The sequence below is a fragment of the Stutzerimonas stutzeri genome (assembly GCF_019090095.1).
In the GTDB taxonomy this organism is placed as follows: Bacteria; Pseudomonadota; Gammaproteobacteria; order Pseudomonadales; family Pseudomonadaceae; genus Stutzerimonas; species Stutzerimonas stutzeri_AN.
Map to the genome: position 1 here is coordinate 1,090,000 of NZ_JAGQFP010000001.1, position 15,466 is coordinate 1,105,465.

The following is a 15,466-nucleotide window of genomic DNA, read 5'->3' on the forward strand; positions in this document are numbered from 1 at the left end:
CATGACAAAGGCGTCGCGTTGCCCCGTCGAAACAGACGGCGGTATCGCGGCGCTTTTTTTTGCCCCAAGGACCGGGGCGCGAGCCGCAATGCCCAGCGGCCCGCACGACTTCAGGCGGCGCCACATGGGCGGCCGCCATCGCAATTCCCCGTCGCCCGTTCGGCGTCGGTTGCCCTTGTCTAGTGAGGTGTTCGATGAATACGAGTTTCTGGAAGTCCGGCCATACGCCGACGTTGTTCTCCGCCTTCCTCTACTTCGATCTGAGTTTCATGGTCTGGTACGTGCTCGGTCCGCTGGGTGTGCAGATTGCGGCCGATCTCGGACTGACGACGCAGCAGCGCGCCTTCATGGTCGCCACACCGATCCTCTCCGGCGCGGTATTGCGCCTCGTGCTGGGCATGCTGGCCGACCGCACCTCGCCGAAGACGGCCGGGCTGTTCGGCCAGGTGGTGGTGATCGCCGCCTTGTTCGTGGCCTGGCTCAATGGCATCCACAGCTACGAGCAGGCACTGCTGCTAGGACTGTTCCTGGGCATGGCCGGCGCCTCCTTCGCCGTCGCGCTGCCACTGGCCTCGCAGTGGTATCCGCCGCAGCACCAGGGCAAGGCCATGGGCATCGCCGGGGCGGGCAACTCCGGTACCGTGCTCGCGGCGCTGTTCGCGCCGGTGCTGGCGACGATGGTTGGCTGGAGCAACGTATTCGGCCTGGCCCTGATTCCACTGGTCCTGGTGCTGATCATCTTCGCCACTCAGGCCAAGAACGCGCCGAATCGTCCCGCGCCGAAATCCTTCGCCGACTACATGAAGGCCCTTGGCGACCGTGACAGCTGGTGGTTCATGTTCTTCTACAGCGTGACCTTCGGCGGCTTCCTCGGTCTGGCCAGCACCCTGCCCGGCTACTTCCACGACCAGTACGCCTTCGATCCGGTCAAGGCCGGCTATTACACCGCCGCCTGCGTATTCGCCGGCAGCCTGCTGCGCCCGCTGGGGGGTGCGCTGGCCGACCGTATCGGCGGGATCCGCTCGCTGCTGGTCATGTATACGGTTGCGGCGGCCTGTCTGTTCGTCGTGGGCTTCAACCTGCCGAGCTCGACCGCTGCCCTGGCGCTGTTCGTGGTCGCGATGCTCAGCCTCGGCGCGGGCAACGGTGCGGTGTTTCAGCTGGTGCCGCAGCGCTTCAACAAGGAGATCGGCGTCATGACCGGGCTGGTCGGCATGGCAGGCGGCATCGGTGGCTTCCTGCTCACCGCGGGGTTGGGCGCCGTCAAACAGGCCACCGGGGACTATCAGATGGGCCTCTGGCTGTTTGCCAGCCTGGGTGCGCTGGCCTGGTTCGGCCTCTATGGCGTCAAGCGGCGCTGGAGGACCACCTGGGGCTCCGCCGCGATGACCGCCGCCCGGGTCTGAGTTCAGACTGGCGACAGCGGGCGGGCTCTACGGACCCGCCCTTTCGACTATTCACCTGTCCATGCGTCATCCGGAGTGATGCTTCATGCCCTTGCAGTTTTCCTTCGGCGAAGCCACCGCCACCGGACCGCGCGAAGAAAACCAGGACGCGCTGCGCATCGTCACGCCGACACCGGGCCTGGCCGCGAGCAAGGGCGCGCTGTTCGCCATCGCCGACGGTGTTAGCCAATGTGCCGATGGCGGTCTGGCGGCACGCGCCACACTGCAGGCGCTGGCAACCGACTACTACGCTACGCCGGAAACCTGGACCGTCGCGCAATCGCTGGATCGGTTGCTGGTGGCGCACAATCGCTGGCTGCAAGCCAATGGCGGCGGGCAGCCGCTGCTGACCACCCTGACCGCGCTGGTGCTACGCGGTCGTCGTTTCACCCTCGCCCATGTTGGTGATTGTCGCGCCTACCGCTGGCTGGACGGCGAGCTGCAACGGCTGAGCGAGGACCATGTCTGGGAGCAGCCGAACATGCAGCACGTGCTCAAGCGTGCCATGGGTCTGGACCAGCACCTGGTGGTGGACTACCTCGACGGCGAACTGCGGCTCGGCGAGACCTTTGTGCTGGTCACTGACGGCATCTGGGCCAGCATTGCCGAGGGCGATATTCGAAACGTCCTCCGTGCCGAGCCTGATCTAGCCAACGCCGCCAAGGCACTGGTCAACCTCGCTCACCAAAGCGGCAGCCAGGACAATGCCAGCGCCCTGCTGCTACGGGTGGACGAACTGCCTGAAGCGGCGCTGGCCGACTCGCTCGCGCACCTGGTGGACTGGCCGTTGCCACCCGCACTGCGACCGGGCCAGCGGTTCGAGGGCTGGACGGTCGAGGGGTTGCTGGCCGAGTCGCGACAGTCGCTGGTCTACCGGGTCAGCGACCAGCAGGGTCACCCCTGGATTCTCAAGACGCTGCCACCCAGCCGCGCTGACGAACCGGACGCCGGCGCGGCGCTGCTTCAGGAAGAATGGTTTCTGCGCCGCGTCGCCGGCCGGCACTTTCCGGAAGTCCACGGTCTGCCGCAGCGCCAGCATCTTTACTATGTGCAGCGCGAATACCGTGGCCAGACGCTCGCCCAGCAGTTCGCCCAACAGGGCCCGATGGCACTGCCCGACTGGTTGCAGGTGGCGCCACGCCTGATCCGCGCGCTGGGCATGCTGCACCGGCGCAACATCCTGCACCGCGATATCAAGCCGGAAAACCTGCATCTGGACGATGCCGGCGAGCTGCGCCTGCTGGATTTCGGCCTGGCCTATTGCCCGGGGCTTTCTCGGGATCTGCCGCACCACCTGCCGGGCACACCGAGCTATATCGCCCCGGAGGCATTCGCCGGCGCGGGGCCGAGCCGAGAACAGGATCTCTATGCGGCGGGCGTCACACTCTACTTCCTGCTCACCGGCCACTACCCCTACGGCGAGGTGGAAGCCTTCCAGCGCCCGCGCTTCGGTAACCCGGTCCCGGCCAGCCGTTATCGCCCCGACCTGCCGCAGTGGCTGGATGACATGCTCAAGCGCGCCGTTGCCGCAGAGCCCGCGCAGCGCTACGAAACGGCGGAGGAATGGCTGCTGACCCTGGAACAGGGCGAGCGGCTGACCGGCAGCGCGGCTGTGTTGCCATTGCTCGAGCGGGAGCCCCTGAAGGTCTGGCGCGGCCTCGCCCTGCTCTCGCTGCTGCTCAACCTGATCTTGCTGGCCTGGCTGGGCAAAGGCGGTTAGCAGGCAAGCCGCTTGGCAGGTCCGATCAGCGGCGCACGATCAAACCTTGCCGCGCGACACGGGTCAGCTCGCGCACGCATTCATCGAGGCGCTCGCGGCTGGGTGCCTGGATCACCGCCAGATCGAAACTGTCCGCGGCAAAATGCGCCAGCGACTCATCGCTACCGGTGAACTGCACGCGAAACGCACGCGGCTTGCCCCAGCGCTTGGGCCAGCCGTCCAGGTATCGCAACAGCGAGGGCTGGTGGCTGCCGCCAAGGAGGATTTTCGGATTGCTGCGGCCTAGCCCACTGGTGATCGGGGCCAGGCGTAGAGGAGCGCGTTGTAATGCATTCATGAGAGAGATCCCGCCTCGAGGATTCCGCTGGGCAGCGGTGGGAGGCGACACCGAACCAGCGCTTTAGCGGTATTTCGAAGCCTTCGGCTCCAGGCGCCCCGCAAGTAGCTGACTAAATCGGCGCATGAGGCGAAACAATAGAAAAGCGACACGGCTGCTGTCAACGGCCGATTACGCTGCTCGACGGGTTCAGCTGCACCAGCGCTGCGCGGTGCGCCTCATATGGGTGCAGGAAACCACCGGATCGGTGCGGATACCTCGGCCAAACGCCTGATAATCGGGGCATTACCGGATTGGCACAGGCTCTGCATTGCTGGAGTCAACAGCAAGCCTGGCCTTCAACGTGGAGGGCCGGGCTCCGAATACGGAAGACAAGGACAAAGGCGTCCTCACTGGTTAACCAGTGGGACGCCTTTTTTCGTTGTTGGACTTTCAACGGCATGGCCTGACGGCGATCAGCCGCCGGCCCGGCGCGGAGAACGGCATGAAAAAACTCAGACTGGTGATGATCGGAAACGGCATGGCCGGGGTTCGCACCCTGGAAGAACTGCTCAAGCTCGCCCCCGACCTTTACGACATCACCGTGTTCGGTGCCGAGCCCCACCCCAACTACAACCGCATCCTGCTTTCACCGGTGCTGGCCGGTGAGCAGACCTTCGAGGAGATCGTGCTCAACGACCTCGATTGGTACGCCGAACACAACATCCGTTTGCTGCTCAACCGCAAGGTGGTCCAGATCGACCGCAACAAGCGCCGCGTCATCGCCGAGGACGGCAGCGAGGCCGAATACGATCGCCTGCTCATCGCGACCGGCTCCAATCCCTTCATCCTGCCGATCCCGGGCAACGACCTGGACGGCGTAATCGGCTACCGCGACATCGCCGACACCGAGGCGATGATGAACGCCGCCAAGACTCACAAGCATGCCGTGGTCATCGGTGGCGGCCTGCTGGGCCTGGAAGCGGCCAATGGCCTGAAGTTGCGGGGCATGGACGTGACGGTGGTGCATATCGGCGAATGGCCGATGGAACGTCAGCTCGACAAGACCGCCGGCAGCCTGTTGCAACAGGCGCTCGAAAGCCGTGGCCTGAGCTTCAAGATGCAAAAGCAGACCGCCGAGCTGATCGGCAACGACCAGGGCCGCGTACGCGCGGTGCGCTTCGCCGATGGCGAGGTCATCGACGCCGATCTGGTGGTGATGGCCGCGGGTATCCGCCCCAACAGCGAGCTGGCGGAAAAAGCCGGCATTCCCTGCGACCGCGGGATCCTCGTCAACGACACCCTGCAAACCTATGACCCGCGGGTTTATGCCGTCGGCGAATGCGCCAGCCATCGCGGCACCGCCTACGGGCTGGTCGCCCCGCTGTTCGAGCAGGCCAAGGTTTGCGCCAACCACCTGGCGATGCTCGGCTTCTCCCGCTATCTCGGCTCGGTGACCTCGACCAAGCTCAAGGTCACGGGCATCGATCTGTTTTCCGCTGGCGACTTCATTGGCGGCGAAGGCACGGAAACCATCACCCTGTCCGACCCCATCAGCGGCGTATACAAGAAGCTGGTGATCAAGGACGACATCCTGGTCGGCGCCTGCCTGTACGGCGACACGGCCGACGGCGGCTGGTACTTCCGCCAGGTTCGCGAAGGCCACGATGTCAGCCAGATACGCGACCGGCTGATGTTCGGAGAAGGCGCGATCGGCGACACCGGCCACCAGGGCCAGAACAAGGCCATGGCGATGCCCGACAGCATGGAAGTCTGCGGCTGCAACGGTGTCTGCAAGGGCACCATCGTCAAGGCGATCCAGGAGCACGGCCTGTTTTCCGTCGACGACGTGAAGAAGCACACCAAGGCCGCCAGCTCCTGTGGCTCCTGCGCGGGGCTGGTCGAGCAGATCCTGATGAACACCGTGGGCGGCGCCGCGGACGTCAAACCGAAAAGCGAGAAGGCCATCTGTGGCTGCAGCGACCTCAACCACGGTCAGGTACGCAAGGCCATCCGCGACCATCACCTGCTGACGGTGGCGGACGCCATGGCCTTCATGGACTGGCACACGCCCAACGGCTGCGCCACCTGCCGGCCCGCGCTGAACTATTACCTGATCTCCACCTGGCCGGGCGAGGCCCAGGATGACCCACAGTCGCGCTTCATCAACGAGCGCGCCCACGCCAATATCCAGAAGGACGGCACCTACTCCGTGGTACCACGGATGTGGGGAGGCGTGACCACGGCCGCCGAGCTGCGCCGCATCGCTGATGTCGCCGACAAATACCAGGTGCCGATGGTCAAGGTCACCGGCGGCCAGCGCATCGACCTGTTGGGCATCAGGAAAGACGATTTGCCGAACGTCTGGAAGGATCTGGACATGCCCGACGGCCACGCCTACGGCAAATCCATCCGCACCGTGAAGACCTGCGTCGGCCAAGAGTTCTGCCGCTTCGGTACGCAAAATTCCACGCAGCTGGGCATCGAGCTGGAAAAGGCGCTGTTCGGCATGTACTCGCCGCACAAGGTCAAGCTCGCCGTCTCCGCCTGCCCGCGCAACTGCGCCGAATCCGGCATCAAGGACGTCGGCATCATCGGCGTGGATTCCGGCTGGGAGCTGTACATCGGCGGCAACGGCGGCATCAAGACCGAGGCCGGGGAGTTCTTCGTCAAGCTGAAGACGGCGGCAGAGGTCGCCGAGTACAGCTTCGCCTTTCTCCAGCTCTACCGCGAGGAAGGCTTCTACCTCGAACGCACCGTGCACTACATGCAGCGCGTAGGGCTGGACTACATCAAGAAGATCGTTCTGGAAGACGAAGCCCGGCGCAAGGCGCTGGCGCAACGGCTGATGTATTCGCTGAGCTTCGAAGGCGACGGCTGGAAGAAGGCCATCACCGAGCGATCGCTGAAAAAGGAATACGAAACGATCCAGCTCAAATCGATTGAGCCCGCCTGAGCGCCGTGCTCGACCGCCACCGCCTGACATTCGAGGAATCCACCATGACCTGGTTCGACATCTGCTCCCTGGACGAGATCAACCCACTCGGTGCGCGCATCGTCGCCGGGCCCAAGGGCGACATCGCGGTGTTCCGCACCGCCGATGACCAAGTCTTCGCCCTGGACGACCGCTGCCCGCACAAGGGCGGCCCGCTGTCGCAGGGCATCGTCTTCGGCAAGCAGGTCGCCTGCCCGCTGCACAACTGGCAGATCAACCTCGACAGCGGCGAAGCCGTCGCACCCGACGTCGGCTGCGTGCACAGACATGAAGCCCGCGTCGAGAACGGTCGCGTACTGCTTTCGCTGAATAGCGCAACCGCGTGCTTCTGACTGCAGAGCCTGCGAGCCCATCCATGAACCCTTTGCCAGGAGACGACGCCATGCGCCAGACAACCGCTTCGACCTGCTGCTACTGCGGCGTGGGCTGCGGCGTGCTGATCGAGCACGACGGCCAGCGCATCCTCGATGTCGCCGGCGATCCGAGCCATCCGGCCAACTTCGGCAAGCTGTGCAGCAAGGGCTCAACCCTGCACCTGACCGGCGACCTCGACGCCCGCGCGCTCTATCCCGAACTGCGCCTGGGTAAAGGGCTGGCGCGTGCCCGCACAGACTGGGACAGCGCCCTGGATCACGCCGCCCAGGTGTTCGCCGACACCATTGCCGAGCACGGCCCGGACAGCGTCGCCTTCTACATTTCCGGCCAGTTGCTGACCGAGGACTATTACGCGTTCAACAAGCTCGCCCGCGCGCTGGTCGGCACCCACAACATCGACTCGAATTCCCGCCTGTGCATGTCTTCGGCGGTGGTCGGCTACAAGCGCAGCCTCGGGGCCGACACGCCACCCTGCAGCTACGAGGACATCGAGCAGAGCGACTGCGTGCTGATCGTCGGCAGCAACATGGCCTACGCCCACCCGGTATTGTTCCGCCGCCTGGAAGAAGCCAAGGCGAAGCGGCCGGACATGAAGGTCATCGTCGTCGATCCGCGCCGCACCGACACCTGCGAGCTGGCCGATCTGCACCTCGGCATCCTGCCGGGGACGGATGTCGCCCTGTTCCACGGCATCCTGCACCTGCTGCTGTGGGAAGGCTGGATCGACCGGGACTTCATCGATGCGCACACCGACGGCTTCGATGAGCTGAAGAACCTCGCGCGTGACTACAACCCGTCGATGGTCGCGGACCTCTGCGGCATCAGCGTTAACGAGCTGCAAAGCTGCGCACGAATGATCGGCGACGCCCCCAGCTTCCTGTCGCTCTGGTGCATGGGCGTCAACCAGTCCACCGCCGGTAGCGCCAAGAACAGCGCCTTGATCAACCTGCACCTGGCCACCGGGCAGATCGGCCGCACCGGCGCCGGGCCCTTCTCCCTCACCGGCCAGCCCAATGCCATGGGCGGCCGCGAAACCGGCAGCCTGTCCAACCTGCTACCCGGCCATCGCGAGGCCGGCAACCCCGCCCATCGTGCCGAAGTGGCGGCGTATTGGGGGGTCGACAGGCTGCCGGACACCACCGGCCTTTCCGCCATCGAACTGTTCGACGCGGTGCACAGCGGGCGGATCAAGGCACTGTGGATCGCCTGTACCAACCCTGCGCAGTCCATGCCGGATCAGCAGAAGATTCACGAAGCATTGGCCGCCTGCCCCTTCGTCGTGGTTCAGGAAGCCTTCTTCACCACCGAGACCTGTCGCTACGCGGACCTGCTATTGCCCGCCGCCAGCTGGGGCGAGAAGGAAGGCACGGTGACCAACTCCGAACGCCGGGTCAGCCACGTCCGTGCAGCCGTCCCCGCGCCTGGCGAGGCTCGCGCCGATTGGTCGATCACCTGCGATTTCGCCCGCCGGCTGGAGGGCCTGCTGCGTCCCGGTCAGGCCAGCCTGTTCGCGTTCGATACGGCCGCAGCGCTGTTCGAGGAATACAAGCTGCTCACTCAAGGCCGCGATCTCGATCTGTCCGGGCTCAGCCACGCGCTGATCGACCAGCTCGGCCCGCAGCAGTGGCCTTTCCCTGCCGGCAGCCAGCAGGGCACGCCGCGGCTCTACGGCGATGGTGTGTTCCCGACCGACAATGGCCGAGCACGCTTTTTCGCCGAGCACTACCAGGCGCCGCAGGAGAAGCGCGAGGCGCGCTTTCCGCTCACGCTCAACACCGGCCGCCTGCGCGACCACTGGCACGGCATGAGCCGCACCGGCACTGCGGCGCGGTTGTTCGGCCATGTGGAAGAGGCGGTTGTTGGCATGAACGCCGACGACATGCGCCGCCGCCGGCTGCTCGACGGCCAGTTGGTCAGCGTCCGCAGCCGGCGCGGCAGCCTGGTGCTGCCGGTGCAAAAGGACGACAACCTGCGAGTCGGCCAGGCGTTCGTGCCCATGCACTGGGGCAACCGTTTTCTCAAGGGACTGGGCGTGAATGCGCTCACCCTGCCCGCCTTCGACCCGCTGTCGAAACAGCCTGAACTCAAGCACGCCGGAATCGAAGTGGAGGCCGTCGATCTGCCCTGGCAGTTCTTCGCCCTGGTGGAGGGCCAGGTGCAACAGCGCTTCGAGGCCCTGCGCCCACTGTTCGAGGGCTTCGCCTACGCCAGCTTCAGCCTGGCCGGACGAGACCGGCCCGCGTTGGTGATTCGAGCCGCCTGCACCAAGGCCCCCAGCGCCGCGCAGCTGGCTCGACTCGATCAACTGCTCGGGCTCGACGACGGTCCGATCGTGGCCTACGACGATCCACGGCGCGCCGTTGGCAAGCGGGTGCGACTCGAAGACGGCCGCATCGTCGCCCTGAGCCTGTCTGGCGAGACCGCGGCGCGGCATTGGCTGAAGGCACTCTGGCAGGACGGCAAGGCCGACGCCGCCCTGCGCCGCTGGATGCTCGCACCGCTGAGTGCGCCACCCGGCGGCGAACTCAAGGCCGGCAAGACGCTGTGCAATTGCCTGAACGTCAGCCAGGAGGCGATCTGTGCCGGCATCGGCCGAGGGCTGGACCTCAATGGCTTGAAGAGGGAGCTGGGCTGCGGCACCAGCTGCGGCTCCTGCGTACCGGAAATCAAGCGGCTGCTGGTGAAACAACCAGCGGTGGCTTGAACGGAACGGGAACAGAACCGGTGATGCACGACGCATTACCGACACAGGATCACAGCAGCACGAGAGGTGAACACATGAGCGCAAAAGTCTGGTTGGTTGGTGCAGGTCCCGGTGATCCGGAACTGCTGACGCTCAAGGCCGTGCGTGCCATAAGCGAGGCGCAGGTAGTCCTGATCGACGATCTGGTCAATCCGGCCGTGCTCGAACACTGCCCGACCGCACGGGTGATTCCGGTGGGCAAGCGCGGCGGCTGCCGCTCGACGCCCCAGGCTTTCATCCATCGCCTGATGCTGCGCTACGCCCGTCAGGGAAAATGCGTCGTACGCCTGAAAGGCGGCGATCCGTGCATCTTCGGCCGCGGCGGCGAGGAAGCCGAGTGGCTGGCCGAGCGCGGCATCGAGGTTGAAATGGTCAATGGCATCACCGCAGGTCTGGCAGGCGCTACCCGGTGCGGAATCTCCCTGACCCAGCGTGGCATCGCCCGCGGCGTGACCCTGGTTACCGCGCATACGCTCGACGGCAGCAGCCCCGAGTGGCATGCGTTGGCGAAGACGGGCACGACACTGGTCGTCTACATGGGCGTGAGCAACTTGCAGCAGGTGCAGTGCGGCCTGATCGACGGCGGCCTGCCGGCGAGCACCCCGGTGGCGATGATCGAGAACGCCTCCCTGCCGCAGCAGCGCGAATGCCGCTCCCACCTCGCCACCTTGTGCGCCGATGCAGCACGCTTCCAACTCAAGAGCCCGTCAGTCCTGGTCATTGGGGAGGTAGCGGCCACTCAGGGCATGCGTGCCGGCGATCTGCTGAAGCAAGCCAACGGCAGCGTGGCCTGAACCGGCTGAGCGACCGGCGGCAAGCGATGATCCTCAGCCGAGCGCAGACACCTGGCACCGCCGCATGGAGCGGTCTAGAGCCTCTCCCGACTCCGGGCTCGGCTCCGGCGGAGAGGGCCGTACGCACAAAAATATTTCAATAAGTTTCACCACAGACATGTACGTGCACGCTTTATGGGCATAGTATGTGCACCCATCACAAGGTTGCGACGCTTGGCCGCAGCTGCAATAAAGCCGTTCCGCTAAGGAGTCCGGCATGCCTGATGTCACTCTGTCCCACAACTGGGGCTTCGCAGTATTTCTTCTCGGCGTGATCGCGCTGTGTGCGTTCATGCTCGGTGCGTCCAGCCTGCTCGGCAGCAAGGCCTGGGGGCGCGCCAAGAACGAACCCTTCGAGTCCGGCATTCTGCCCACCGGCAATGCACGGCTGCGTTTTTCCGCAAAATTCTATCTGGTCGCGATGCTCTTCGTGATCTTCGACGTCGAAGCCCTATACCTCTTTGCCTGGGCTGTCTCGGTACGCGAAAGCGGCTGGGCGGGCCTCATTGAAGCTACCGTATTCATAGCAATTCTGTTGGCGGGTCTTGTCTACCTTTGGCGGGTGGGTGCGCTCGATTGGGCGCCATCCAGCCGTCGCGAGCGACAGGCGAAGCTAAAACAATGAGGCTCTTCGCATGCAATACAAACTTACCCGGATCGATCCGGATGCGGTCAGTGACCGCTATCCGATCGGCCAGCAGGAGACTGTTACCGATCCATTAGAGGACCAGGTTCATCGCAACATCTACATGGGCAAGCTGGAAGACGTGCTGAGTGGCGCGGTCAACTGGGGGCGCAAGAACTCCCTGTGGCCGTACAACTTTGGCCTGTCGTGCTGCTATGTGGAGATGACCACGGCCTTCACCGCGCCTCATGACATCGCCCGCTTCGGAGCCGAGGTCATCCGTGCCTCGCCGCGCCAGGCCGATTTCATGGTCATTGCCGGTACCTGCTTCATCAAGATGGCACCCGTCATCCAGCGCCTCTACGAACAAATGCTCGAACCCAAGTGGGTCATTTCCATGGGTTCGTGCGCCAACTCCGGTGGTATGTACGACATTTACTCGGTCGTTCAGGGGGTCGACAAGTTCCTCCCCGTGGACGTGTACATACCCGGCTGCCCGCCCCGCCCCGAGGCGTTCCTGCAAGGATTGCAACTGTTGCAGGAATCCATCGGCAAGGAGCGCCGCCCGCTTTCCTGGGTCGTCGGCGATCAAGGCGTCTATCGCGCCGAGATGCCGTCGCAGAAGGAACAGCGACGCGAACAGCGTATCCAGGTCACCAACCTGCGCAGCCCCGACGACGTGTGAGCCCGGCTTTCCGCCTGGAAAGTTTCCGCACACCCAACCGTTGACCGAAAGCGACCGAGATCATGACTGCAGGCAAAGCGCTGTACATCCCGCCTTACAAGGCTGACGACCAGGACATCGTGGTCGAGCTGAACGCGCGCTTCGGCGCCGAAACCTTCACGCTGCAACCCAGCCTGACCGGCATGCCGGTGCTCTGGGTGCCACGCGAGCGACTCATCGAGGTGCTGGGTTTCCTGCGCCAGGTCAGCAAGCCCTACGTGATGCTCTACGACCTGAGCGCCACCGACGAGCGCCTGCGCACCAACCGTCGTGGCCTGCCGCCTGCCGACTTCAGCGTGTTCTATCACCTGATGTCGCTTGAGCGAAACAGCGATGTGATGATCAAGGTGGCGCTCAAGGAAGGCGACCTCAGCCTGCCCACTGCCGTCTCCATCTGGCCCAACGCCAACTGGTACGAGCGTGAAGTCTGGGACATGTTCGGCGTCACCTTCGACGGCCATCCGTTCCTCACCCGCATGCTGATGCCGCCGACCTGGGAAGGTCATCCCCTGCGCAAGGACTACCCCGCGCGGGCCACCGAGTTCGACCCCTATAGCCTGAACGCCGCCAAACAGGACCTGGAACAGGAAGCCCTGCGCTTCAAGCCGGAAGACTGGGGCATGCAGCGCCACGGCGAGCACGAGGACTACATGTTCCTCAACCTCGGCCCCAACCACCCTTCGGCCCACGGCGCCTTTCGCATCATCCTGCAGCTCGACGGCGAGGAAATCCTCGATTGCGTGCCAGAGATCGGCTACCACCACCGCGGCGCCGAGAAGATGGCCGAGCGCCAGAGCTGGCACAGTTTCATCCCTTATACCGACCGCATCGACTACCTCGGTGGGGTGATGAACAACCTGCCCTATGTGCTGGCGGTGGAGAAACTCGCCGGGATCACCGTGCCGGACCGCGTCGACTTCATCCGCGTGATGATGGCCGAGTTCTTCCGCATCCAGAACCATCTGCTTTATCTCGGCACCTACATCCAGGATGTCGGTGCGATGACGCCGGTGTTCTTCACCTTCACCGACCGTCAACGCGCCTACAAGATCATCGAGGCCATCACCGGTTTCCGCATGCACCCGGCCTGGTATCGCATCGGGGGCGTCGCGCACGACCTGCCGCGCGGCTGGGACAAGCTGGTGCGTGAGTTCCTCGACTGGATGCCCAAGCGCCTGAAGGAATACGAAAAGGCGGCGCTGAAGAACAGCATCCTGATCGGCCGGACCAAGGGCGTCGCGTCCTACAACACCAAACAAGCGCTGGAATGGGGTGTCACCGGCGCTGGCCTGCGCGCCACCGGCCTCGACTTCGACATCCGCAAGGCGCGCCCCTACTCCGGCTACCAGCATTTCGATTTCGAAGTCCCGCTGGCCGTCAATGGCGATGCCTATGACCGTTGCATGGTCAAGATGGGCGAGATGCGCGAGAGCCTGAAGATCATCGAACAGTGTCTCAAGCATATGCCCGAGGGTCCCTACAAGGCCGACCACCCGCTGACCACGCCGCCGCCGAAAGAGCGCACGCTGCAGCACATCGAAACCCTGATCACGCACTTCCTGCAGGTGTCCTGGGGTCCGGTGATGCCGGCCAACGAGAGCTTCCAGATGATCGAGGCTACCAAGGGCATCAACAGCTATTACCTGACCAGCGACGGCAGCACCATGAGCTACCGCACGCGCATCCGCACGCCCAGCTTCCCGCATCTGCAGCAGATCCCCTCGGTGATTCGCGGCAGCATGATCCCGGACCTGATCGCCTACCTGGGCAGCATCGATTTCGTTATGGCCGACGTGGACCGCTGATATGAGCACGCTGATCAAGACAGACCGTTTCGTTCTCAGCGAAACCGAACGCTCGGCCATCGAGCACGAGCTGCACCATTACGAAGATCCACGCGCGGCCTCGATCGAAGCGCTGAAGATCGTGCAGAAGGCCCGCGGCTGGGTGCCGGACGGCGCCTGCGACGCCATCGGCGAGATCCTTGGCATCCCGGCCAGCGACGTCGAGGGCGTTGCCACCTTCTATAGTCAGATTTTTCGTGTGCCGGTGGGTCGCCACATCATCCGCGTCTGCGACAGCATGACCTGCTACATCGGCGGCCATGAAAGCGTGCTGGACAGCATCCGCAACGCGATCGGCATTGCGCCAGGCCAGACCACGGCGGACAACCGCTTCACGCTGATCCCGGTGTGCTGCCTGGGCAATTGCGACAAGGCGCCGGCACTGATGATCGACGACGACACTTACGGCGACGTTCAGCCCGGCGGTGTCGCGGCCCTGCTGGAGGCCTACCCATGAGCATCATCAAGCAACTGGCGTCGTTCGGCCCGGCCAACCGCATTGCTCGTCGCGAAGAAACCCATCCGCTGACCTGGCGTCTGCGCGACGACGGGCAACCGGTATGGCTCGACGAATACCGTAAGACCAACGGCTACGCCGCGCTGCAAAAAGCGCTGAGCGACATGGCCGGTGCCGACATCGTGCAAACCGTGAAGGATTCCGGACTCAAGGGCCGCGGCGGCGCCGGCTTCCCCACCGGGGTGAAGTGGGGCCTGATGCCGGCGGACGAATCGCTGAACATCCGCTACCTGCTGTGCAACGCGGACGAGATGGAGCCCAACACCTGGAAAGACCGCCTGCTCATGGAGCAGCTGCCGCACCTGCTGATCGAAGGCATGATCATCAGTGCCCGCGCGCTCAAGGCCTATCGCGGTTACATCTTCCTGCGTGGCGAGTATGTCGATGCAGCGCGCAACCTCAATCGTGCTGTTGAGGAAGCCAAGGCCGCCGGCCTGCTGGGCAAGAACATCCTCGGCAGCGGCTTCGACTTCGAGCTGTTCGTGCACACCGGCGCCGGCCGCTACATCTGTGGCGAAGAAACCGCGCTGATCAACTCGCTGGAAGGCCGTCGCGCCAACCCTCGCGCCAAACCGCCCTTCCCCGCCGCCGTCGGTGTATGGGGCAAGCCGACCTGCGTCAACAACGTCGAAACCCTGTGCAACGTGCCGGCGATCATCGGCCATGGGGTGGACTGGTACAAATCCCTGGCTCGCCCCGGCAGTGAAGACATGGGCAGCAAGCTGATGGGCTTCTCCGGCAAGGTAAAGAACCCCGGGATCTGGGAATTGCCCTTCGGCATCACCGCCCGCGAGCTGCTCGAGGACTACGCCGGCGGTATGAAAGACGGCTACCAGCTCAAGTGCTGGCAGCCCGGCGGGGCCGGTACCGGCTTTCTACTGCCTGAGCACCTGGAGGCGCAGATGTTCGCCGGCGGCGTCGCCAAATTCGGCACCCGCATGGGTACCGGCCTGGCGCTGGCCGTCGACCACACCGTCAGCATGGTTTCGCTGCTGCGCAACATGGAGGAGTTCTTCGCCCGCGAATCCTGCGGCTGGTGCACGCCCTGTCGTGACGGCCTGCCCTGGAGCGTGAAGACCCTGCGTGCGCTGGAGCGCGGCCAGGGCACCTCGCAGGATCTCGACATTCTGCTGCGGCTGGTGGATTTCCTCGGCCCGGGCAAGACCTTCTGCGCGCATGCACCCGGCGCGGTAGAGCCCTTGGGCGCCGCGATCAAGTATTTCCGACATGAGTTCGAGGCAGGCGTTGCCAAGACCACGGTCGCGCCCGCGCAGCCGGCGCTAACGAATTGAAGACGCTGGAGGCGAGAAGCCGGACGAACAGCGACTC

The 15,466-nt window shown here is 64.5% G+C and carries 12 protein-coding genes; 11 read left to right on the forward strand and 1 reads right to left on the reverse strand.

Translation table 11 applies throughout. The features are described from left to right. The first annotated feature begins 194 nt into the window (after positions 1-194). Both KVO92_RS04660 and KVO92_RS04665 read left to right on the forward strand, forming a co-directional pair. Positions 195-1,406: a nitrate/nitrite transporter gene (locus KVO92_RS04660; protein ID WP_217474473.1), complete on the forward strand. Its 1,212-nt coding sequence runs from the start codon at positions 195-197 to the stop codon at positions 1,404-1,406. 85 nt (positions 1,407-1,491) lie between these two features. Beyond that, positions 1,492-3,165 (forward strand): bifunctional protein-serine/threonine kinase/phosphatase, encoded by a 1,674-nt coding sequence (locus KVO92_RS04665; protein ID WP_217474474.1) that lies wholly within the window; start codon positions 1,492-1,494, stop codon positions 3,163-3,165. A gap of 25 nt (positions 3,166-3,190) precedes the next feature. Here KVO92_RS04665 and KVO92_RS04670 read toward each other — a convergent pair whose 3' ends face one another. Continuing rightward, positions 3,191-3,502, reverse strand: a complete 312-nt coding sequence (locus KVO92_RS04670; RefSeq protein ID WP_217474475.1) for a class I SAM-dependent methyltransferase — start codon at positions 3,500-3,502, stop codon at positions 3,191-3,193. 484 nt (positions 3,503-3,986) lie between these two features. Here KVO92_RS04670 and nirB point away from each other — a divergent pair, with 484 nt between their 5' ends. The 9 genes from nirB (at position 3,987) to nuoF (ending at position 15,429) form a co-directional block, all read left to right on the forward strand. After that, positions 3,987-6,437 carry a nitrite reductase large subunit NirB gene (nirB, locus tag KVO92_RS04675; protein WP_217474476.1) on the forward strand — a complete coding sequence of 817 codons (2,451 nt, stop codon included), beginning with the start codon at positions 3,987-3,989 and terminating at the stop codon, positions 6,435-6,437. A 44-nt stretch (positions 6,438-6,481) separates the two neighbouring features. Beyond that, a complete protein-coding gene (nirD, locus tag KVO92_RS04680) occupies positions 6,482-6,808 on the forward strand; it encodes a nitrite reductase small subunit NirD (RefSeq protein ID WP_217474477.1) in 327 nt (108 codons plus the stop codon). 50 nt (positions 6,809-6,858) lie between these two features. Next, positions 6,859-9,555 (forward strand): nitrate reductase, encoded by a 2,697-nt coding sequence (locus tag KVO92_RS04685; protein WP_217474478.1) that lies wholly within the window; start codon positions 6,859-6,861, stop codon positions 9,553-9,555. A 74-nt stretch (positions 9,556-9,629) separates the two neighbouring features. Next, positions 9,630-10,388 (forward strand): uroporphyrinogen-III C-methyltransferase, encoded by a 759-nt coding sequence (gene cobA, locus KVO92_RS04690; RefSeq protein ID WP_217474479.1) that lies wholly within the window; start codon positions 9,630-9,632, stop codon positions 10,386-10,388. Positions 10,389-10,644: 256 nt separating this feature from the next. Next, positions 10,645-11,052 (forward strand): NADH-quinone oxidoreductase subunit A, encoded by a 408-nt coding sequence (locus KVO92_RS04695; RefSeq protein ID WP_102846063.1) that lies wholly within the window; start codon positions 10,645-10,647, stop codon positions 11,050-11,052. Between the two features lie 10 nt (positions 11,053-11,062). Continuing rightward, positions 11,063-11,737: a NuoB/complex I 20 kDa subunit family protein gene (locus KVO92_RS04700; protein ID WP_217474480.1), complete on the forward strand. Its 675-nt coding sequence runs from the start codon at positions 11,063-11,065 to the stop codon at positions 11,735-11,737. 62 nt (positions 11,738-11,799) lie between these two features. Next, the gene (gene nuoC, locus KVO92_RS04705; protein ID WP_217474481.1) at positions 11,800-13,581 is read left to right on the forward strand and encodes an NADH-quinone oxidoreductase subunit C/D; all 1,782 of its coding nucleotides are present in this window, start codon (positions 11,800-11,802) and stop codon (positions 13,579-13,581) included. Between the two features lies 1 nt (position 13,582). Further along, positions 13,583-14,077 carry an NADH-quinone oxidoreductase subunit NuoE gene (gene nuoE / locus KVO92_RS04710; RefSeq protein ID WP_217474482.1) on the forward strand — a complete coding sequence of 165 codons (495 nt, stop codon included), beginning with the start codon at positions 13,583-13,585 and terminating at the stop codon, positions 14,075-14,077. A gap of 5 nt (positions 14,078-14,082) precedes the next feature. Beyond that, positions 14,083-15,429 (forward strand): NADH-quinone oxidoreductase subunit NuoF, encoded by a 1,347-nt coding sequence (gene nuoF / locus KVO92_RS04715; protein ID WP_336512621.1) that lies wholly within the window; start codon positions 14,083-14,085, stop codon positions 15,427-15,429. Positions 15,430-15,466: the final 37 nt, after the last annotated feature.

What these genes read in the sequence shown, in the direction of transcription:
- KVO92_RS04660 (WP_217474473.1), top strand. Translation starts at nt 195, where the DNA reads ATGAATACGAGTTTCTGGAAGTCCGGCCATACGCCGACGTTGTTCTCC.
- KVO92_RS04665 (WP_217474474.1), top strand. Translation starts at nt 1,492, where the DNA reads ATGCCCTTGCAGTTTTCCTTCGGCGAAGCCACCGCCACCGGACCGCGC.
- KVO92_RS04670 (WP_217474475.1), bottom strand. Translation starts at nt 3,502, where the DNA reads ATGAATGCATTACAACGCGCTCCTCTACGCCTGGCCCCGATCACCAGT.
- nirB (WP_217474476.1), top strand. Translation starts at nt 3,987, where the DNA reads ATGAAAAAACTCAGACTGGTGATGATCGGAAACGGCATGGCCGGGGTT.
- nirD (WP_217474477.1), top strand. Translation starts at nt 6,482, where the DNA reads ATGACCTGGTTCGACATCTGCTCCCTGGACGAGATCAACCCACTCGGT.
- KVO92_RS04685 (WP_217474478.1), top strand. Translation starts at nt 6,859, where the DNA reads ATGCGCCAGACAACCGCTTCGACCTGCTGCTACTGCGGCGTGGGCTGC.
- cobA (WP_217474479.1), top strand. Translation starts at nt 9,630, where the DNA reads ATGAGCGCAAAAGTCTGGTTGGTTGGTGCAGGTCCCGGTGATCCGGAA.
- KVO92_RS04695 (WP_102846063.1), top strand. Translation starts at nt 10,645, where the DNA reads ATGCCTGATGTCACTCTGTCCCACAACTGGGGCTTCGCAGTATTTCTT.
- KVO92_RS04700 (WP_217474480.1), top strand. Translation starts at nt 11,063, where the DNA reads ATGCAATACAAACTTACCCGGATCGATCCGGATGCGGTCAGTGACCGC.
- nuoC (WP_217474481.1), top strand. Translation starts at nt 11,800, where the DNA reads ATGACTGCAGGCAAAGCGCTGTACATCCCGCCTTACAAGGCTGACGAC.
- nuoE (WP_217474482.1), top strand. Translation starts at nt 13,583, where the DNA reads ATGAGCACGCTGATCAAGACAGACCGTTTCGTTCTCAGCGAAACCGAA.